20 protein-coding genes are annotated in these 19,448 nt (G+C 62.3%); 8 read left to right on the forward strand and 12 right to left on the reverse strand.

Going from position 1 to position 19,448, the window contains the following annotated elements; translation table 11 throughout:
* Positions 1-4: 4 nt before the first annotated feature.
* The 7 genes from AC1DYF_RS27575 to AC1DYF_RS27605 form a co-directional block, all read right to left on the reverse strand.
* Positions 5-430: an OsmC family protein gene (locus tag AC1DYF_RS27575; protein ID WP_477880406.1), complete on the reverse strand. Its 426-nt coding sequence runs from the start codon at positions 428-430 to the stop codon at positions 5-7.
* A gap of 229 nt (positions 431-659) precedes the next feature.
* A complete protein-coding gene (gene cysE / locus AC1DYF_RS27580) occupies positions 660-1,502 on the reverse strand; it encodes a serine O-acetyltransferase (RefSeq protein ID WP_477880408.1) in 843 nt (280 codons plus the stop codon).
* Positions 1,503-1,661: 159 nt separating this feature from the next.
* A complete protein-coding gene (locus AC1DYF_RS27585; protein ID WP_477880409.1) occupies positions 1,662-2,768 on the reverse strand; it encodes a pyridoxal-phosphate-dependent aminotransferase family protein in 1,107 nt (368 codons plus the stop codon).
* Positions 2,769-2,792: 24 nt separating this feature from the next.
* Entirely contained in the window at positions 2,793-3,638 is an 846-nt protein-coding gene (locus AC1DYF_RS27590) for an ABC transporter permease (protein ID WP_477880411.1), read from the reverse strand.
* Positions 3,635-4,564: an ABC transporter permease gene (locus AC1DYF_RS27595; protein ID WP_477880413.1), complete on the reverse strand. Its 930-nt coding sequence runs from the start codon at positions 4,562-4,564 to the stop codon at positions 3,635-3,637. Before AC1DYF_RS27595 ends, AC1DYF_RS27590 begins: the two co-directional genes overlap by 4 nt.
* Before the next feature lie 2 nt (positions 4,565-4,566).
* Complete coding sequence (locus tag AC1DYF_RS27600) at positions 4,567-5,679, reverse strand: ABC transporter substrate-binding protein (RefSeq protein ID WP_477880415.1); 1,113 nt, start codon at positions 5,677-5,679, stop codon at positions 4,567-4,569.
* Between the two features lie 16 nt (positions 5,680-5,695).
* Positions 5,696-6,886, reverse strand: a complete 1,191-nt coding sequence (locus tag AC1DYF_RS27605; protein WP_477880417.1) for an ABC transporter ATP-binding protein — start codon at positions 6,884-6,886, stop codon at positions 5,696-5,698.
* 338 nt (positions 6,887-7,224) lie between these two features.
* On the opposite strand from AC1DYF_RS27605, the gene AC1DYF_RS27610 reads away from it, so the two are divergent.
* On the forward strand, positions 7,225-7,809 hold the full coding sequence (locus AC1DYF_RS27610) for an RNA ligase 1 family protein (protein WP_477880419.1): 585 nt from the start codon (positions 7,225-7,227) through the stop codon (positions 7,807-7,809).
* Positions 7,810-7,985: 176 nt separating this feature from the next.
* Here AC1DYF_RS27610 and AC1DYF_RS27615 read toward each other — a convergent pair whose 3' ends face one another.
* A complete protein-coding gene (locus tag AC1DYF_RS27615; RefSeq protein WP_477880420.1) occupies positions 7,986-8,183 on the reverse strand; it encodes a hypothetical protein in 198 nt (65 codons plus the stop codon).
* On the opposite strand from AC1DYF_RS27615, the gene AC1DYF_RS27620 reads away from it, so the two are divergent.
* Together AC1DYF_RS27620 and treZ are read left to right on the forward strand one after the other, a co-directional pair.
* Positions 8,182-8,601, forward strand: coding sequence for a transglutaminase-like cysteine peptidase (locus AC1DYF_RS27620; RefSeq protein WP_477880422.1), 420 nt, complete (start codon positions 8,182-8,184; stop codon positions 8,599-8,601). The two genes, AC1DYF_RS27615 and AC1DYF_RS27620, sit on opposite strands and share 2 nt — an antisense overlap.
* Before the next feature lie 322 nt (positions 8,602-8,923).
* Entirely contained in the window at positions 8,924-10,699 is a 1,776-nt protein-coding gene (treZ, locus tag AC1DYF_RS27625) for a malto-oligosyltrehalose trehalohydrolase (RefSeq protein WP_477880423.1), read from the forward strand.
* Between the two features lie 60 nt (positions 10,700-10,759).
* On the opposite strand, the gene AC1DYF_RS27630 is transcribed toward treZ, so the two are convergent.
* Positions 10,760-10,960, reverse strand: a complete 201-nt coding sequence (locus AC1DYF_RS27630) for a hypothetical protein (protein WP_477880425.1) — start codon at positions 10,958-10,960, stop codon at positions 10,760-10,762.
* Positions 10,961-11,270: 310 nt separating this feature from the next.
* On the opposite strand from AC1DYF_RS27630, the gene AC1DYF_RS27635 reads away from it, so the two are divergent.
* From AC1DYF_RS27635 to AC1DYF_RS27645, 3 genes are all read left to right on the forward strand, one after another.
* The gene (locus AC1DYF_RS27635; RefSeq protein ID WP_477880426.1) at positions 11,271-11,762 is read left to right on the forward strand and encodes a histidine kinase; all 492 of its coding nucleotides are present in this window, start codon (positions 11,271-11,273) and stop codon (positions 11,760-11,762) included.
* Positions 11,763-11,774: 12 nt separating this feature from the next.
* The gene (locus AC1DYF_RS27640) at positions 11,775-11,999 is read left to right on the forward strand and encodes a DUF4189 domain-containing protein (protein WP_477880427.1); all 225 of its coding nucleotides are present in this window, start codon (positions 11,775-11,777) and stop codon (positions 11,997-11,999) included.
* 329 nt (positions 12,000-12,328) lie between these two features.
* Positions 12,329-12,538 (forward strand): hypothetical protein, encoded by a 210-nt coding sequence (locus AC1DYF_RS27645; protein WP_477880429.1) that lies wholly within the window; start codon positions 12,329-12,331, stop codon positions 12,536-12,538.
* 312 nt (positions 12,539-12,850) lie between these two features.
* Here AC1DYF_RS27645 and AC1DYF_RS27650 read toward each other — a convergent pair whose 3' ends face one another.
* Complete coding sequence (locus AC1DYF_RS27650; RefSeq protein ID WP_477880431.1) at positions 12,851-13,636, reverse strand: sulfotransferase family protein; 786 nt, start codon at positions 13,634-13,636, stop codon at positions 12,851-12,853.
* Positions 13,637-13,956: 320 nt separating this feature from the next.
* Between AC1DYF_RS27650 and AC1DYF_RS27655 the strand changes: the two genes are divergently transcribed.
* The gene (locus tag AC1DYF_RS27655) at positions 13,957-14,262 is read left to right on the forward strand and encodes a KTSC domain-containing protein (RefSeq protein WP_477880433.1); all 306 of its coding nucleotides are present in this window, start codon (positions 13,957-13,959) and stop codon (positions 14,260-14,262) included.
* 237 nt (positions 14,263-14,499) lie between these two features.
* Positions 14,500-15,021, forward strand: coding sequence for a hypothetical protein (locus tag AC1DYF_RS27660; RefSeq protein ID WP_477880435.1), 522 nt, complete (start codon positions 14,500-14,502; stop codon positions 15,019-15,021).
* A gap of 19 nt (positions 15,022-15,040) precedes the next feature.
* Here the strand turns inward: AC1DYF_RS27660 and AC1DYF_RS27665 are convergent, their stop codons facing one another.
* Both AC1DYF_RS27665 and AC1DYF_RS27670 read right to left on the reverse strand, forming a co-directional pair.
* Positions 15,041-17,062, reverse strand: a complete 2,022-nt coding sequence (locus AC1DYF_RS27665) for a hypothetical protein (RefSeq protein ID WP_477880436.1) — start codon at positions 17,060-17,062, stop codon at positions 15,041-15,043.
* Between the two features lie 195 nt (positions 17,063-17,257).
* Complete coding sequence (locus AC1DYF_RS27670) at positions 17,258-19,288, reverse strand: type I secretion C-terminal target domain-containing protein (protein ID WP_477880438.1); 2,031 nt, start codon at positions 19,286-19,288, stop codon at positions 17,258-17,260.
* Positions 19,289-19,448 lie beyond the last annotated feature (160 nt).

The raw sequence follows: 19,448 nt of genomic DNA on the forward strand, positions 1-19,448 counted from the left end.
GGCCTCAGGCCACCGTCGTGACGAATTCCGGATTGCCGCGAATCGTGTTGCTGACGGTGCAGATTTCGTCCTCCGCCGCCGAGATGATCGCCGAGCGCGTTTCCCCGTCGATATCGCCTTCGACCTTGAAAACGATATTGAACTTTTCCACCCGAGAAAGGCCGTCATGCGCCTTCTCGCCAGTGACATCGGCGGTGATCCGCTCGATCTTGTCGAGCACGCCCATGCGGCTCGCGGCGATCCGGGCGCTGAGCACCAGGCAAGCGGAAAGCGAGGCATAAAGCAGGTCGAGCGGATTGAAGCCCGGCTGCGAGGCGCCGGTGACGATATCGATTTCGCCGCCGGTGACCGAGGTAATGTGCGGAAAACCGTTGCGGCCAAGCACTGCATTGGCGCCGGTAGGGCGGGTCTTGACTTTCACTTCTTGCATTTTGACGATCCGGATTTCGGCGTGATGGATATGTAGTGCGGAACGATCGGAATTGAAGCGAGCTTGTCCACGCCGTTCGACGCAGCCAGGGATTAATTGCCATCGGCTGTCGCCTCGATGGCGTTAAGACACGTCTCCCACAGCAGATCGGTGCCGAGCATCAATTGCCGCATTCGCGCGCCGCGATCCCGCAAGCCCCATTGAGCCACGTCAGATGACGTAATCCGGCTCATCCAGCGCCTGTTTCATAGTCACGCCGGGCATGCCCTTGTCGGGCGAGGAGCGGCCGACAAGGGCGGGCCGGGATACCGACCACAGATGTATAGGCCGCCACGGGCGAGACAACGACGCTGCCGGCGCCGATCTTGGCGCCCTCGCCGATCTCGATATTGCCGAGAATCTTTGCGCCGCAGCCGATCAGCACGCCGCGGCGCACCTTTGGATGCCGGTCGCCGCTTTCCTTGCCGGTGCCGCCCAGCGTGACGTTCTGCAGGATCGAGACATCGTCTTCGACGACTGCTGTTTCGCCGATGACCAGCCCGCTGCCATGGTCGAGCATGATGCCGCGGCCCATGCGCGCCGCCGGATGAATATCGACGCCGAAGACTTCGGAAATCCGGCTCTGCAGATGCCGCGCCATGTGGGTGCGGCTATGGTGCCAGAGCCAATGGCCGACCCGCTGGCCTTGCAGCGCCAAAAACCCCTTGAAATAGAGAAACGGCGTCAGGATCTCCGCATTGCTCGGATCGCGCTCCTTGACGGCGACGAGATCGGCCGCCGCAGCGGTGATGATCGAGGGATCGCTGAGAAACGCCTGGTTGATCACCATCATCATCTCTTCGCCGTCGAGATCGTGATTGGCGATTTTCTGGGCGAGCCGGTGCGCAAGTGCCGCCGCAAAGCTGGGGTGATAGAGAATGGCCGAATTCATCGTCCGGCTGAGTGCCCCGTCGCTGCGCGAGGCAAAGATCGCCTCCTCCCCCAGCCGCTGCCAGATCCACTCGACCTGGGCGCTGACGGATGGCTCGACCGGATAGACGGTGCCGAACCGGACCTGTACGAATTCGTTCATAGGGCACGCTCCAGAAGCGGGTGGCGTCGACGACAATCCGCGCAACTGTCGTTCGGAAGCCTAAGCAAATTTTTGGTATTCACACAATAAATATATAATCCATGGAACAAGTTCCGACAGGAATCGGCCGACAAGTGAAGCAAGCGCACAAATTCCATCTTAGCCCCCATCGGCATAGGCGGCCGTGACAGCCTCCGCGGCACGTCCGAGATCGACGGCATGGCCGAAGGTGCGGAGTGCCGCGCCATAGGCGACGACATTGGCCAGCACGGGCGTGAAGGCGGCACGCGCGCCGGTATGATCGAGCCGCACCAGCCGGTCGGCAATGTCGCCGAAACCGCGCCCGAGCGCGACGCCAAAGCGGGCGGCAGCGGTGATCAGCGCCTCGGCCCCGATGCCTTCGGGCACGGGCGCGGCGGTGACCAGAGCAGAGGCAGAGGCGTCACTTGCGATCCACGGCGCGATGCCGAGCGCCCGCAGGCCGGCGCGGGTGGCGCTGGCGGCCTGCTGATGGCGGGCCACCAGATGTTCGATTCCTTCAGCCTCGACCCGGTCGAGCGTGGCCTCCAGCGCCCAGAATTCCATGGCCGAGGGCGTGCCGGGCAAGACGCCACGGCCGCTATCGATCCAGTTTTGCTTGAGGTCATGGAGCGACAGCAGCGAGGGTGCGGCTTGCGCGATGGCTGCAATATGCGCCCATGCCCTGTCGCTGACGGAAAGCGCCGAAAGCCCGGTCGGGCCGCCGAGCGCCTTTTGCGGGCCGATGGCGACGATATCGACCCCCAGCGCATCAACGGCGAATGGATGGGCGCCGAACGAGGCGACGGCATCGACCACGGTCAGCGCGCCCTGCGCCCTGGCGAGCGTGACGATCTCGGCAATCGGATTGAGGGCGCCATTGGCCGCTTCGCCATGCACGACCGACAGGAGATCGAGCCTCGGCAGCGCCTCCACCGCCCGCCGTACGGCCGCGAGCGCGATCGGCTGGCCGGGCTCTGCCGTCACATCGATGACATCCGCCCCGCCGCGGCGCAGCCAGGCGCCGAAATAGCTGCCATAGGGGCTGGTGACGATATTGACGGCGGAGAGCCCCGGCCTTGCAACGCTGGTGGCGGCGGCTTCGAGCGCCAGCAGCGCTTCGGCCTGGATCAGCAGAACGTCGGAACGGGTGGAAAGCAGTGCCTTCAGCCGGTCGGCGGTGACGGCGTAGCGGTCGGCGGGATAGGCCGGCAGATTGAGCAATGCGCTGGGCGGGAGAGCGGACATGTGGGAGACCTTGCCAAAACAACCCTAGCTGAGCAGCCGCACCGCGCCGGCCCTGCGCGCCAGGCCGAACAGAAGCGCCGCGATTGCCAGCATCAGGAGGGTGAACAGGAACACCACGGCCGCCGCCGCATAGACTGCCGGCGACGGGCCATATTGCAGGCTGCCATAGAGATAGACCGGCAGCGTATTGATCTGCGGCGTAGTCAGGAACGCCGACACGACCAGATTGTCGAAGGAAAACGTATAGGCCATGACCCCGCCGGCCGCGATGGCCGGTAGGACCTGCGGCAGGACGATGAAGCGCAGGGTCTTGAGCCGCGTACTGCCGAGATCGGCCGCCGCCTCCTCGATGCGCCGATCGAGCGTCAGCACCCGGGCACGCACGATCAGCGCCACGACGGCAATCGAAATCGGCGTGATGCCGGCGACCAGCGTTGCGGTCGAAAGCCGGATGCCGGTCACCGCATAGGTAAGCAGCAGCGACACGCCGATCACCGTCTCCGGCACGATCAGCAGCATATAGGTGAGTCCGGCAAGGAATTTGCGCACCAGCGCGCTCGGGTGGCGCACAAGTGCATAGCCGAGCGACGAGCCGATCAGCACCGAGATCACCGCCGACCACAGCGCCACAACCAGGCTCGACTGCACCGCGCGCCTGAGCGACAGGTCCTCCCAAGCAGCGAGAAACCATTGCAGCGTCCAGCCGGTGATCGTCGCCGTCTGCTTGTTGACCACGCCGAGATTGAAGGCATAGACCAGTGCGGCAATGATCGGCGCGAACAGGAACACCAGCGCCGCGCTATACCAGACGAGCAGGCCAGCATCGATGAGCGACGTCCGGCGGCGAGCGGCAGACACAATCGCGCTCATCGCCCCACCTCCGCAAAGCCACGCGTCAGCCGCGCCAGCACGGCGACGATCACCGCAATGACGATCAGGATCAGCACCGCCATGGCCGAGCCGAGCGGATAGTTCTGCGACTGCAGATATTTCGAAGACAGCGCCTGGCCCATCAGCACGCCGCGGCTGCCGCCGAGCAGTTTCGGGATCACCATTTCGCCCAGCATCGGCACGGCGGTGAGCAGCACGGCGGTGGCAAGACCGGGCCGGCTGAGCGGCAGGGTGATGTTGAGGAAGGTTTTCAGCCGCGAGGCACCGAGATCGCGGCTGGCTTCCAGAAGCGGCTTCGGAATCCGGTCGAGCACGACGGTGAGCGGCACGATGGCGATCGGCAGATAGGCATAGACCATGCCGATGAACACGGCGGTCTGCGTATCGAGCACGTCGAGCGGCCCCGAATGCAGCCAGAGCGCATTGAGCACGATCTCGGCCAGGCCCTGGCGCGACATCAGCATGTAGAGCGCCATGATGCGGATGAGGAAGCTGGAAAAGTAGGGAATGAGGATCAGCGTGATGGCAAGCGCCCGCCGCCGCTCCGTTCGCCGCGCGATGAAATAGGCGACGGGATAGGCGACCGCGATCGACAGCGCCGAAGCGCTGGCCGCAAAGACGATGGTGCGCAGAAGCGTGGCGCCATAAAAGCCGGTGAGCGCCTCGCCATAATTCTCCAGGGTGAAGCCGAGCTCCACCCCACCGAAGGTGGAGTGGCCAAAGGAATAGACCACGGTGAAGCCGAGCGGCGCCAGGAAGAACAGCGCCAGCCAAACGGTCGGCACCGCCGCCAGCAGGTGATCAAGGAGCCGCGGCGACACCGAGCGCGCACTGCCATTGCCGGCGAAGGCATCGCCGGCAATGGCGCGGTTGCGCAAGGAGGCTGCGGCCGGGGCTCCGGTCACGATCAGCCGGCCGCCGCCTGGATTTCCTGCTGCACCTGGCTATAGGTGCCGATCGTCTCGGGATTGACGACGAAGGAGGTCAGCTTCTTGAAGTCCAGGTCCTTGCCGCCGAAAATCAGGTCGGCATTGGGCACATCGGCGCCGATCTTCTCTCTCAGCCCGGCCACCGCTTCCGGAAAGCCGATATAATTGGTCTCCGCCAGCTGGATATCCGGCTGCAGCACGAAAGACAGGAAATCATAGGCCTGGTCGAGATTGGGCGCGCCTTTGACCACGGCGTAATTGTCGACCCACAGCTCGCTGAACGGCCCCGGCACGGCCCATTTCAGCTTCGGATTGAGGCCGATAATAGCGCGGGCCTTGCCCTGATTGGTCTGGGCCATGACGATCGCGCCATTGGCGACCGAATTCGGATCGAGCCCGGAGAACGACTTCACATGCTTGGCGAAGGCCTTCAGCTTCTCGCCGGCCGCCTTGATCTCGTCGATAGTGGCCTTGTTCCAGTCCTTGCCCTCGATCCAGAGCTGCGGCCCTATGGTTTCCCAGCCGGAATCCGACATGCGGATCTTGCCCGACACTTCAGGCTTCTCGCCGGCCTTGAAGAAATCCTCCCAGGTCTTGATCTCGCCGCCGACCGCTGCGGGATCGTAGACGACGCCGAGCAGGCCCCAATCCTTGGGGATCGAATATTTGTTGCCGGGATCATAGTCGCGGTTGAGCAGGTCCTGGTCGAGCGAGGCGAGATTGAGCCTGGAATGATCGAGCTCTTCCAGCAGCCCCTTGTCGGCCAATTGCTTGATCCAACTCGACGACGGCACGACGATGTCGAAACCCTGCCCTGCCGGGCTGTTTAGCTTGGCGAACATGGTGTCGTTGGAATCATAGGTGGCGATATTTGGGGTGACGCCTGTCTTCTCGGCGTAAGCCGCAAGCGTCTCCTTGGAGAAATAATCCGGCCAGCTGTAGATATTGAGCTGGCCCGCCGTGGCGGCACGGCCAGGCGAAGGGCTGGAAAACACGCCGCCGAGGGCCGCGGCGACCGGGGCTGCGCCCAGCAGCCCGAGCATGGAGCGCCTGCTGACAGGCAGGCTTGGCGAAAAACGATTGTCCGACATCGGCTTGGTCCTCCTTCTATGATCTGGTCTGCGGCGAAATATCGTCCCGATAGGCACGGGCAGCGCCGGCGGAAAACGAGACGAAGACATCGTCCCCGACAGAAAGCGTATCCACCGAAGGCCCATCGGTGAGGCGCTGCACCACCGCCTCGAAGGCGAGCCCGCCCGGCGTCACTGCTCTCAGACGCAAAGACGGCCCGATCGCCACCTTGTCGACCAGCCGCGCTGCAAAGCGGTTCGGCTGCGCCGCCGCCTTGGCGTCGAAGGGCGCGAAATGCGTCGCCTCCGGCCGGACGACAACCAGCAGCGTGTCGCCGATACTGGCCCCATCTTCAAGGTGACCCGCGGCGATGGCGCCGAAATCGGATTGCAGCGCCGCCGGCATGCCCTTGGCCGTCAACCGCGCGCGCAGCCTGTTGGCACTGCCGACGAACAGCGCCACCCAGGCATTGGCCGGCGCATCATAGATCTCTGCCGGGGCGCCGACCTGTTCGAAGCGGCCATCGCGCATCACCGCCAGCCGGTCGGCCATGCCGAAGGCCTCGTCCTGATCATGCGTCACATAGATGAAGGTCGCGCCGAGCTCGCTCTGCACCCGGCGCAATTCCCGCTGCATCTCGTCGCGCAGCTTGCGGTCGAGAGCGCCGAGCGGTTCGTCGAGCAGAAGCACCGCAGGATCATTGGCAAGCGCACGTGCCAGCGCCACCCGCTGCTGCATGCCGCCGGAAAGCTCGTGCGGCCGACGCTCGGCCGCGTCGGACAGGCGCACGAGATCGAGCAGGCCGCGCGCCTTCGCCAGCCGCTCCGCCCGCCCTGCCCCATGCATGCGCGGGCCATAGGCGACATTGTCGATCACGCTCATATGCGGAAAGAGCGCATAGGATTGAAAGACAGTATTGACCTTGCGCCGCTCGGCTGGCTCCGCTGTGACGTCCTCACCGGCAATCCGGATCGTGCCGGCATCCGGCGGTTCGAACCCGCCGATCAGCCGCATGATCGTGGTCTTGCCCGAGCCGCTGGGGCCGACGATCGCCAGAAACTCGCCGGCCGCGACGTCGAGCGAAATATCCTTGAGCACCATGCGCCCCTGATATGACTTGCTGACGCCGGCGAGCGAGATTGCACTCGGCGATGCCGCAACATCCGCCGCCGCGTTCTTGGCGACGTCGAGGCCTGCGATGGGCCGAAGATGCGATGCTTTCACCATGTCACGACCGAAAATGCCGATGCTGTGGGATCGTGCACGTCCAGATGCGACCCCGATTGTCATCGCGAAATCATCTACGCCCGATCGCTGCGCCGCAACGCTTTTAGGAGCATTTCATCAGGCGAAAGTGAAATGATTTTCTATGTTTTGTGAGTGGCGGCGAATTGGGTGAGCAATCGGGGCTGCAGCAGAGAAACTGCTGGGCGAGCCGCGCGCGCAATCACCCGCCATATGTCCTCGACAGCACACGACATCACAACCACACTCCTGTAAAAGCAGCCGTCGCGCGCCCTGCCCCCAAACGGCGCGGCAGCAACGACAGCATCAAGAGGCGTCAGATGAAGAAAATACCGACGGTTTTCGAGCGTGACTGGAACGGCGACAGGAGCCGCGTCGTCGATCAAGTCCATGCCGGCTGCGAATGGGTCGCCGCAGGCGAAGGATGGCCGACGCTGAAGATCGACGGCACGTGTTCGCGGGTGCGCGACGGCAGGCTCTACAAGCGACGGGAACTGCGCAAGGGTGAGGCTGCGCCGAACGGATTCGAGCAGGCCGATTTCGATGCCGAGACCGGCAAGACCATGGGCTGGATGCCGGTCGGCGACGGCCCCGAGGATGCCTACCATCGCGAGGCCCTCGCCGCGGCAGCACCACTTGCCGACGGAACCTATGAGCTCGTCGGGCCAAAAATACAAGACAATCCGGAACACTTGTCCGCCCACCGGCTGATCTCGCACGACACGCTCAGGCTGGACGAGACCGTGCCGCGCGATTTCGCCGGGCTGAAAGCCTGGTTCGCCGACAAGGACATGGAGGGCATCGTCTTCCACCACGCCGACGGCCGCCGCGCGAAAATCAAGCTGAGGGATTTTGGGCTGAACCGGGGGACTGTGCGGCCGGGAAGAATTGGCGGGGGAGTATGACCGAGAGGTGCGGTGACGGCGGCGTAGGAGGCCACGGCCGATCGCTTGGGGACGCATCCTTAAAGGCGCTTCAAAAATCCCGCCAGCCCCCTGCCAGAACCGCCTCAACTGCCGGCAAGGCTGGTTTGCGATAACCGGATGGCCCGGAGCGCAAGATTCTGATATCTGCAGCATGTTCAAAAATGCAGGAATTGGACATCACCACGCATGAAGCCGTCGAGAACAATGGCGATCATTGCCATTTTGGCAATCGTAGCCGGATGCCAGTCGGCCAAGCCGACAGCGCCGAAACCGGGCCCGCGCTTCACCGGTCCCGCCTTTCTGTCCGGAAAGCGCCGAGTGACGGCACCCTTTGCCTCGGTGATGTTTTGCATGCGCTCTCCGGCGGAATGCGTTGGCTCACGCAATGTGGCAGCCGTTAACCCGACATTCGGCAAGATGGCCGATCTGGATGACGTCAACAGCGCGGTCAATCATCAGATCGCGCCGCGCCCCGACCCCACTGCCGATGACAATTGGACTTTGTTTCCGAAAGCCGGCGATTGCGAGGATTATGCCGTGTCGAAGCGGCATGTGCTGATCCGGCACGGCTGGCCGGCCTCGTCGCTGCGGCTGGCGATCGGCAAGACCGAGCGGGGCGAAGGCCACCTCGTCCTGGTGGCGCGGACCAATGATGGCGATGTCGTGCTGGACAATCTCACCGACGAGGTCAAGCCTTGGAACGCGGTAGGCCTTCGCTGGATCAGCATCCAGTCATCCACCGATCCGAAAATGTGGTACGCCCTGATGTGAGAGGGCGGAGGCGATGATCGCCGATCGTCCGGGATTTGGTCTCCGATATTGTCGAGGGTCGAACAACATCTGCACGCCCGGTTCCCTGCCCGCCTCGCGCAAAATTCCGCGTTACTGCCCCGACACGTCGCCTCGCGACAGGAGGAACCAGCAGCGGCTTTGATTGTTAGCTATCAGACACGGGGCACTATATGGGGCGTTGTTGTTGTAGGCGCAGTCCTCGTGGCTGTCGCTGCCCGCACCGGGGCGGTTGAACCTTCAATACCTCCGAGGGGGCTCCACCGAGCCATTATTCCGATAGACTGCAGCCATGGAGCATTCCTTGATACCGACGTTCGGCCCTGTTCTCGGCAATGACAGCGTGACCTTCCGGCTCTGGGCGCCCCTGGTGGACCCGGTCGCCGTCAAGATCGACAATCACGCGCCGCTACGCATGATCCGCGGCGACGACGGATGGCACAGGCTCGAACGGAAGGATGTCGGTGCCGGCCAGCGCTATTCTTTCGTCATGCCGGATGGCCTGGCGGTGCCGGACCCGGCCTCCCGCTTCCAGCCGGACGACGTACACGGCCCGAGCGAGGTGGTGGACCTCGACCGGTACCGATGGGCAGTGCCGCAATGGAAAGGCCGTCCCTGGCATGAAATGGTGATCAGCGAAGTCCATATCGGTGCATTCACCCGGCAGGGCACGTTCGCCGCAGCGATGGAGCGGTTGGATCATCTGAGCGACATGGGCATCACGGCCATCCAGATCATGCCGATCGGCGATTTTCCCGGCCGTTTCGGCTGGGGTTACGACGGCGTTCTGCCTTACGCGCCGGAGAGCCGCTACGGACGGCCGGAGGACCTGATGGCGCTGATCGATGCGGCACATGCACGCGGCATCGCCGTATTCCTCGATGTCGTCTACAATCATTTCGGCCCCGACGGGAATTATCAGCCGCTCTACGCGCCGCTCTTCACCCATAAGCACAGGACTCCCTGGGGCGAAGGGATAAATTATGACGACAAAAGCGGGCGGCTGGTTCGCGATTTCGTCGTCGAGAACGCGCTTTATTGGCTCGGGACGTTCCGTTTCGACGGCCTGCGGCTCGACGCGGTGCATGCGATCCGGGACGACAGCGGCGAACATCTGCTGCTCGAGCTGGCGAGACGCGCAAGAGAGGCCGCAGGCGACCGCCATATCCACTTGATGGTCGAAAATGAGAACAACGACTCCGCCTTGCTGGAAAGGCGCAAAGACCTCACGCCGCTCCATTACACGGCGCAATGGAATGACGACCTGCACCATGTCCTGCATATCGCGGCGACAGGTGAGAGGTTCGGCTACTATGCCGACTACAAGGGCAGTCCGCACGATATCGGCCGGGCGCTGGCAGAAGGCCTGGTGTTCCAGGGTGAACACATGCCCTATCGCGGCGGCCTTCGCGGAACCTCCTCCGCGCATCTGCCGCCGACCGCCTTCATCTCCTTCATCCAGAACCATGACCAGATCGGCAACCGGGCAGCCGGCGACAGGATCATGGCTTTGCAGGACGCGGCCGTCATCAAGGCGATCGCAGCCGTCTATCTGCTCGCCCCTGAGATACCGATGCTGTTCATGGGCGAGGAATGGAATGCCAGAGAGCCGTTTCCGTATTTCTGCGACTTCGACGAGGATCTGAACGAAAAGGTCCGTGTCGGCCGGCGCAAGGAAATGTCGCGCCTACCCGGTTTCGACGCGGCAGACCTGCCCGATCCGACGGCCGAGGCCACGTTTTTCTCCGCCAAGCTGGACTGGCAGATGAGCCGGGAGCAAGGCGACATGCTCGCATATTATCGCGCGCTTCTCTCCCTCCGGCACCGCGCAATCGTGCCCCGGCTCGCCGGCATGCAAGGTCATGGCGGCTTCTTCGATGCGGATGGCGCCGCCACCACAGTCCGCTGGCGTATGGGCGATGGCTCCGTGCTGAGGCTCTACGCAAATCTGTCTGATGCCGCGGTCGATCTGGCCGAAACGATCGGCGGCGATCCACTATTTGCTGTTGGGAATATCACCGGGAAGAGACTTGAAGCATGGGCTGTGGTTTGGACGCTGAAGCGCGGCGAGCAGGTCTAATCCCGTGCAATCGTTTGGTTTGGATCGAAAGGACATTGGTGTCGGACATGTCTTGAGGGGTCACGCCTCTTCTGCCGGATCGGGATCTTCCTCATAGGTGTCCCAGCGTTTGGCGCAGATGCTGTCGAGCGCCGTCAGGATTTCCTTCGTGCCGAAGCCGCGCTGGTTGAGGTTGATCTGGATTTTCAGCAGGAGCTGATCGAGCACGGCTTCCAAATGAACGCGGCGGTCGGGATCGTCTATAGCAAGTGTTTCGGTCATCATGTCCTCCTGAACCATAGAACTATTTTTGAGCCTTGTCGTTCCGCGCACAGCCAAGATGCGCTCGGACGCGCCGCACCCATGCAATCCATTGCAACTGTGCTCTCTATCAAGGCGACGTGCCGCAGGCGTGTTTCATGGCCTTTCAGGGACGCGCGAAGGTAAGCGAGATCAGGCCAGACATCCTCTAAGCATATATACGTCAAGGGTTTATTTCCCTTGTCTCACACTCGTCCAGTGCGCTTCAGGCAAACTTAACCGGCGCCGGTCCATCACTTCCGCGCCATGTTGGCACCCAAAGGATTTGGAAATGAAGACCCTGCTTGCCGCAGCCGCGCTGGCTGCTCTGCTCTCCTCCACGGCTCATGCCGCCGATCTCACCTTCCCCAGCGATGCTCCGGTGGCGACGCTGACCATCCCGGATGATTGGGGTCCGAAGGAAACCGACACCGGCATCGATGCCACCTCGCCTGACAATGCCGTCTATCTGTCGGTCGATGTCGCGGACGCCAAGGACACCGATGCCACCGTCAAGGCGGCGATCAAATATCTCGGCGACCAGGGCGTGAATGTCGACGAGAAGTCGGCCAAGCCGACCGAGAGCACGCTCAACGGCATGCCCTTCTATGCCGTGGATTGGACCGGCACCGACAAGGACGGCCCGGCCTCGATCGGCCTCGCCTCGGTCACCGTCGGTGACAAGAACCTGATTTTCACCTATTGGGGAACACAGGGCGATGAAGACAAGGATCAGGCCCTCATCGGCAATATCCTGCATTCGCTCAAACCGGCGCAAAAATAAGGAGACCTGCATATGAAGGCAATTGTTCTCGCATCCATGGCTATCCTGGCGTCCCTGTCGATGACATCCAGCGCCTTTGCCTGGGGCTGCGTGGCCGTGTCGGAAAACGGCACCTATGGCTATAGCTACAAGTACGACGACAAGGACGCCGCCGTCGACCGTGCGCTCAACGAATGTGCCAAGCGCGCAACCACCGACCAGACCTGCGAAATCACCGACTGCAGCGAAGATCAATAACCGGGTACGACACTGCGCCAGGGGGCTGACCGAGTTCCCTGGCGTGTGACTGCCGTGGCGTCCCGGAGCGGACTTTCCCGCATTTTTCGAACAACATTGGCCTTCCCGAGTTTCCGCAGCATGTCGCCTGCAACCGGCCCCGGGGTTTCGGGGTAGCGGCATGCGAAGCCCACGGGCGGGCATTTGCGGCAGATGGAGGCGAAGCCGATGTCTGCCCTTGGAGCAAGTCATCCGTTCCCCGCTCTTGATTGTCCCGCCGAGACCATGTAGCGCCAAAAACATGACCGTCCTGCCGCCGGCATGTCCGGCGGCCGACCGAGAGATTTGCCATGGAAACCACCATGATCGAGACACGGGCCGATTTTGCGCAATGGGCGATCGAACGCGCACGCGCAATCGTCGCAGAACAGGGCGGCAACCTGGCTCTGGCCGCCCGCGACATGCGCGACGATACCATTGCAGAGACCGGCAATGCTCTCGGACAAGCCATCGTCGACGCACTTCTCGAAGTGTTCGACGGCCTCCTGCCTGAAGCGTGATGCATCGGCGGAACCGCGCCGACCTCTATCCCCGCCTCACCTCGCGCAGGATGCGCATCTCCTCGCGGTCGAGCTCGATCGCTATCTGAATGGTCCTTTCGGACACGGATGGGTGTCAACAGAGAGGTGCTGCCGGGACGACGTCCATGGCGCTCGGCTTCACAGCCGGAGCGCGGCGTGGGAAAGAGGCGGCACCCCACCGAACGCGTCCGGAGCAACCCGGCCCATCCCCTGGCCCGGAGCAGATCGGGCAATTGGCGCGAGTTGCGCGTCGGTGCCCGGATCGTAGATTGACACGCCTGTCGGTGAAATTCAGACGGCTGCCTGCCCGTGGTCCTTCAGATAGGCTTGCACAGTCGGGTGCGAGAGGATGATGTCGGTCTTCTCCTGATCGAGATAGACGCGATCGAAATGCATGCCCGGCTCATCAATCAATATGTTGTCGAAGCTGAGCTCCGTCCCCATGAAGGCATTGATCGCGCTCACGGTTTCGGAAAACCTGAAAACCAGGTCCTCATACTGGATATGCAGCACGTTTTTCCGCGCCGCGATGGCCATGATCGCCAGATAGGCGGTAGACCAGGCCTGCAGCATCTCGTCGAATTTGACGATCGCTTTCCACCAGTCGCGCCCCTCCTCCGCCTCGGCCGTGCGCCGCAACATCGAATTGACGACATCGAGAGGATGCCGGGTGATGTGGATATAACGCGCATGCGGCAGCGCCAGCAGCCCGGCGAGATTTTCATAATATTTCGGGTATTTATCGCCCCACAGCACCAGCTCCGATCCGGGATTGATCCGGTTCGCATGCCATTTGTACAGCGACCGGACCGCCGGCCACACGGCCTCGGTGGTGAAATTGTGCCGATGGATGTTGTCGAGCGTCAACGTTTCCCGGCTGGAAAGCGAACGCATCCCGCTCTTCAGCGAAGCCTTGCGACGTTCCTTTGTATTGATCGCCTTGCCGAGCCGCTCGACCAGGGACAGCAGGTCTTCTTCCGAAGAAACGAAGGCATGCGGACTCGAATTCAACACCTGCAGCAGCGCCGTCGTGCCACTGCGGGGGCAGCCGCCGATCAGAAGTGGAGCTTTGAGCATTTGCGCCTATCGTCCGATGACATCGAGCGCACGATACGGCCACAGTCCGGGCTCTGCAAATGCCGGGAGATGATTTTGTGCGCTTTACCCGGAAACGCAATCCTTGGCGACGGGCGCCAACGCCGCCCGGGACCTCACTTCCCTCCGGCATTTGGCAAAGCCTTGTTTTTTTCAGCCCGGCCTCATACTGTTGACACCCCCCTTCGATATGAAGGGAGTGACCTGGATACGAATCGAGGCAAAGCACAACAACTCTACTGACATATTTACTGGCGCGAGTTTTGCGCTATTCTGCAATCCCGTAGAACAAGGTCGCACCAATGACCGATACCGAAATTGAGCCACAGAAGAATTCAGTCGTCGCCCTTAATTCAAAAAGGCTTCGAAAAGCCGCTTATGACGCTGAAACAAAGAAACTCACCATTTGGTCCGGCCGTTTCAATAAGATTGTGCACCGCGACATCTCGCCTGGCGTCTACAATAACCTCGTCACGGCGCAAGAACCGGACTTTTATTACTTCCACTACATTCACCACCCGCCACCGCCCCGCAAGCCAGCTTTGCGAAGGTGGATCGTGCTTTTGGTTCTGCTGGTGCTGGTCACGGTGTTATGGAGCCTCGGCTGAGCGGCCTTCCGATTTCACAGTGATCGGGACCCAGCAATAGAACGCGAAAGCAAAGGCACCCATCTCATTGAGGGAGCGGACCGGCGTCACGCCATCGATGCTGCTCGCCTGAGCAAGCAACATTCCAACCCAATGGGAGGGCGCGGGTTACGACGCGGCTTTAAGGCTGTAGGACGTAACGGCACCTTGCCGTTATCGCAATGGCGGACCAGCCTGGACGAACCAAAGGATTGACTGGTGACTCGAACCCCGCCCGACACTTGCGACACATTGGGCCTCAGCCTTGTGCTGCGCGGTCACGGCTGGATCGACATCGTCATCGCCTGCGAAAGCGGGCCCTATATCTGCACTGTCACCGAGATTTTCCGCGATCCGGTTTCGGACCTTCTCGATCTCTGCCGTGGCATCCTGACCAACACATCCACGTCGATCTTTCTCCATGACGAGCCGGGCGGCCATCTGATGTCCGTGACCAGGAACGAAGCGCAGCAGCATACAATGAGGTTTGCGCTGTTCGACCTCGGCGGCACGCTTTACCAGACTGAAATCACCGGCAACGAGACCTTGCTGTTCTCGATCCCAGTCAAGCGCAAGCAATTGCTCGGCCTGATGATGGCGGAGCTGTGGAAGGGCCATCGCTTCATGCTGGAGCCATCATTCCAGAAGAGCCGCGGCAAGGTCTATCCACACGACGAACTCAAGGCGCTGAACCGGGAATGGAATGCCCACCCTTCCCTTGGTCCGTCGTTTCTCAAGTGACCAGTGCGACGGGCACAGATCAAAACACAAAATCGCCCTTGTGCAGATCACCCGCGCTCACATGCAGCAGCGTAATCGTATCCCCATCCCCATCGCTGATCACGACACCGTCGTGCCCTTCGGTGATGTGGTTCCTGACCAGATCCCTATACGACGCGATGCCATCCACCCCTGACAGGTCGATCTTGTCGCCCTGAGCATGGTGGAAATCGGTGATCCTGTCCTGGCCATCGCCGGTCTTGAACAAAAATGTATCGTCGGCCTTGCCGCCGGTCAGCCGGTCGTCACCGCGCATGCCGTTGATGATGTCATGGCCATCGGTGCCGACAAGTTTATCGGCCGCCTTGGTGCCGGTGAAAGTGTCACTCTCGATCGCGAAGGTCAGCGTGTGCACTGCCGACGTGTCCTTGCCGCCCTCCGCAGTGCCGCCATTGTCGGTCACCGTAAAGCCGATCGTCGCCGACAGCGCATATCTGCCAGCCTGCCAGACGAGGTGGGCGAGATCGCCAGCGGAAATGGTCTCGCCCACCGTCACCGCCTCACCGTTGAGCAGCAGTTTGCCGGCCGAAGGCAAGGCGCTGATGGTCACCGAAGCAAAACGATCGCCGTCCGTGCCGTCGGAAAAGGCGAACGTGGTCTTCGAGAAGGCATAAGCGCCGTTGGTCAGGCTGCCGATCGTCCCGTCCGCCGCTGTCGGCGCGTGGTTGGTGCCGTAGATCTGGCCATCCGCATCATAGCGCTGCTGGTAGACGTCATAATTGTCGTCGGCATTGCTGCCGGAATACCATGTCACCAGCCAGCCGCCATCGGCGAGCGCCGTTGCCTTTGCCTCTGCCTGGTCGGCCGTCGTGGTGGTGTTGACCCGCATGTCGCCGGTCCTGGCCGTGCCATCGGCATTGTAGATCCGCTGGTAGATGCCGGAACCGTCGCCGTCCTCGCCGATCGCGTCCCACACAACCACCCAGCCGCCATCGGCGAGCGCCACGGTGCTGTCGTAATAGTTGGAGTCGGACGTGTAGGTATTGATCTGGGTTTCCCCGCCCAGTGCGGAGCCGTCGGAGGCATAGGCCCGCTGACGGATGTTGGGGCTGCCGCTGTCCTCCCATGTCGACACCCAGCCGCCATTCTCGAGCGCGGTGACCGACCGGAAGTAGTGATAGCCACCCGTGCTGGTATTGACATGCGTTTCCTCGCCCACAGGCTTGCCATTGGCAGCGTAGACCTGCTGGTAGAGGTCGGTGGTCGAGTGGTCCGAACTGGTGATCTGCCATGTCACCACCCAGCCGCCACCGGTCAGGCCGGCAATATCGACGGAGCTCTCATCGCCTGCGGTCGTGGTGTTGACCCGCACCTCGCCGCGCATCTTCGTGCCATCGGCATGATAAGCCTGCTGATAGACGCCATAGCCGTCGCCATCCTCGCCGGCCGAAGTCCAGCTCACCACCCAGCCGCCGCCGGCAAGCGCCGTGGTGTCGCCGCCGCTCGTCTGATGGCCCGTCGTATAGGTATTGACCTGTGTTTCGTCGCCCTTGGCCTTGCCATTGGCTTTATAGATCTGCTGGTAGATGCCGTAGCCGTCGCCATCCTCGCCGTTCGACATCCAGGTCACCACCCAGCCGCCGCCCGCAAGCGCGATCGGCGTCGGGTTGAGCTGACCGCCTGTGGTGTAGGTGTTGACATGCGTCTCCTGGCCCAGGGTGGTGCCGTCTGCGCTATAGGCGTGCTGGAAGGCGCCGTAGCCATCGCCATCCTCGCCGGTGCCGTCACTCCAGGTCACCACCCAGCCGCCATCGGCAAGGCCGGTGACCGCTTCGACATAGTGCATGCCCGTCACGTAGCTGTTGACCAGCGCCTCGCTGCCGCGCGTCGTTCCATCGGCATTGTAGGCCTGCTCGTAGATTTCGTAGGTGCCGCCATTGCGGTCGGTATCGCCCCACACCACCACCCAGCCGCCATCGGAGAGCGCCGCCACCACCGGCTCCATCTGACCGCCGGTCGTATAGGTGTTGACCAGGGTTTCGGGGTAAGGCGTATGGGACATGGCGCATCCTGCTCGGGTCTGTCTGTCGACGATGCGAGCATTCTGCCCAGGCGGCTGTTGCGCCCGGTCCGACGAGGTCGATCATCACTTCCGGCGGCAAAATCTCGTGGAAGCGAGATAGCAGATCGTTGCCACCGGCGTTTGACTATTTTTGGGTGTGTCCTGCGTGGTTGCGTAAGATGCCACAAGCGCCGATCAAAACAGGAAATCGCCCTTGTGGAGATCACCCACGCTCGTATGCAGCAAGGTGATCGTGTCTCCATCCCCATCCGAGATCGTCACCATGTGATCGCCTCCGGACAGATGGTTCTTCACAAGGTCCTTGTACGACGCGACGCCATCCAACCCGGAGAGATCGATCTTATCCCCCTGCTTGTGGTCGAAATCGGTAATCGTATCCTGACCATCGCCGGTCTTGAACACAAACGTATCATTCGCCCTGCCGCCGGTCAGCTTGTCATCGCCGTGCATGCCGTTGAGGATGTCGTGCCCATCGGTGCCGACAAGCTTATCGGCCGCCTTGGTGCCGGTAAACGTGTCGCTCGTGATCGCGAATGTCAGCGTGTGCGCCGCCGACGTGTCCTTGCCGCCCTCCGCAGTGCCGCCATTGTCGGTCACCGTAAAGCCGATGCTCACCGAGCGCGCGTGCCGACCCGCTTGCCAGACGAGGTGGGCGAGATCACTGGCGGAAATGGTCTCGCCATCCGTGACCGCATCACCGTCGAGCAGCAGTTTGCCGGCCGAAGGCAAGGCGGTCATCGTCACGGAGGCGAGATGATCGCCATCCGTGCCGTCGGAAAAGCCGAATGTGCTTTTCGAGAAAGTGTAGCTGCCGTTCTTGAGTTCGGCGATGGTCCCATCCGCCGCCGTCGGCGCATGGTTGGTGCCGTAGACTTGGCCCTCGGCATCGTAGCGCTGCTGGTACACGCCGCCGCCATCACCGTCCTGGCCCACGGAATACCAGCTCACCACCCAGCCGCCATCGTCAAGCGCTGCGGCGCTGGCGATGAATTGATTGCCCGTCGTATAGGTGTTGACCCGTATTTCGCTGCCCTCGGCCGTGCCATCGGCATTATAGGCCTGCTGGTAGACACCGTAGCCATCGCCATCAGGGCCGTAGGACATCCAGACCTGCACCCAGCCGCCATCCGAAAGCGCGATGACGTTCTCGGGACGTAGGCCGGTTGTCGGGCTGGTCGTATTGACATGGGTTTCGCCGCCCAGCGCTGTGCCGTCGGCATCATAGGCCCGCTGATAGAAGTCATTTCCTACGCCCGACAGCCATGTCACCACCCAGCCCCCGCCGGCAAGCGCGGTGGTCAGGCCGGATCCCGTCTGGTACTGATAGCCCGCCGTCGTCGTATTGACCTGCACCTCGCCGCCGACTGCCTCATCGTCAGCGTTGTAGCGCTGCTGATAAAGGCCATAGCCACTGCCGTCCTGGCCGTTGGAATTCCAGTTGACGACCCAGCCGCCATCGGCAAGCGCGGTCAGGGAGACGTTGCCGCTCTGGTCGCCCGTCGTATAGGTGTTGACCTGGGTTTCGCCGCCGTCCGTCGTGCCGTCGGCATGATAGGCCTGCTGGAAGACACCCTGGCCGCTGCCATCCTGGTTCTGCGATGTCCAGGCCACCACCCAGCCGCCACCGGCAAGCGCTGCGATCTGGGGGTCAACCTGATAGCCCGTCGTATAGGTATTGACCTGGGTCTCGCCGCCTGACTTTATGCCATCGGCATTGTAGCGCTGCTGGAAGATGCCGTCGCTATCGCCATCCTGTCCCGCGCTATCCCACGTCACGACCCAGCCGCCGCCGGAAAGCGCCGTCAGCGTCGAGTCGGACTGATCGCCCGTCGTATAGCTGTTGACCGGCACCTCTTCGCCCACCGCAACACCTTCGGCGTCATAGCGTTGCAGGTACACGCCGCGGCCGTCGCCGTCCTGGCCGACGCTCTCCCATTTCACCACCCAGCCGCCATCGGAAAGCGAGGTGGCTGAAATCGAATATTGATCGCCCGTCGTATGGGTGTTGACCGGCACCTCGCCGCCCTGCGCCGTGCCATCGGCATTGTAGACCTGCTGGTAGACGCCATAACCATCGCCGTCCTGGCCGTAGCTGTTCCATATCACCACCCAGCCGCCATCGGAAAGCGACAGCACAGCGCCGGGAGACTGGCTCGCCGTCGTATAGGTGTTGACCAGGGTTTCGGCATAAGGCGTATGGGACATGGCGCATCCTGCTCGGGTCTGTCTTCAGGCATTACGAGCATTCCGGCCGGGCGGCGGAGACGCCCGGTCAGGCCGGGCGGCGGAGACGCCCGGTCAGGCCGGGTCGATCATTTCATCTGCCGGCAAATCTCGCCACCGCGAGATAGCAAATCGTTGCGGT

This window comes from Rhizobium sp. P2_G9, from assembly GCF_056403475.1.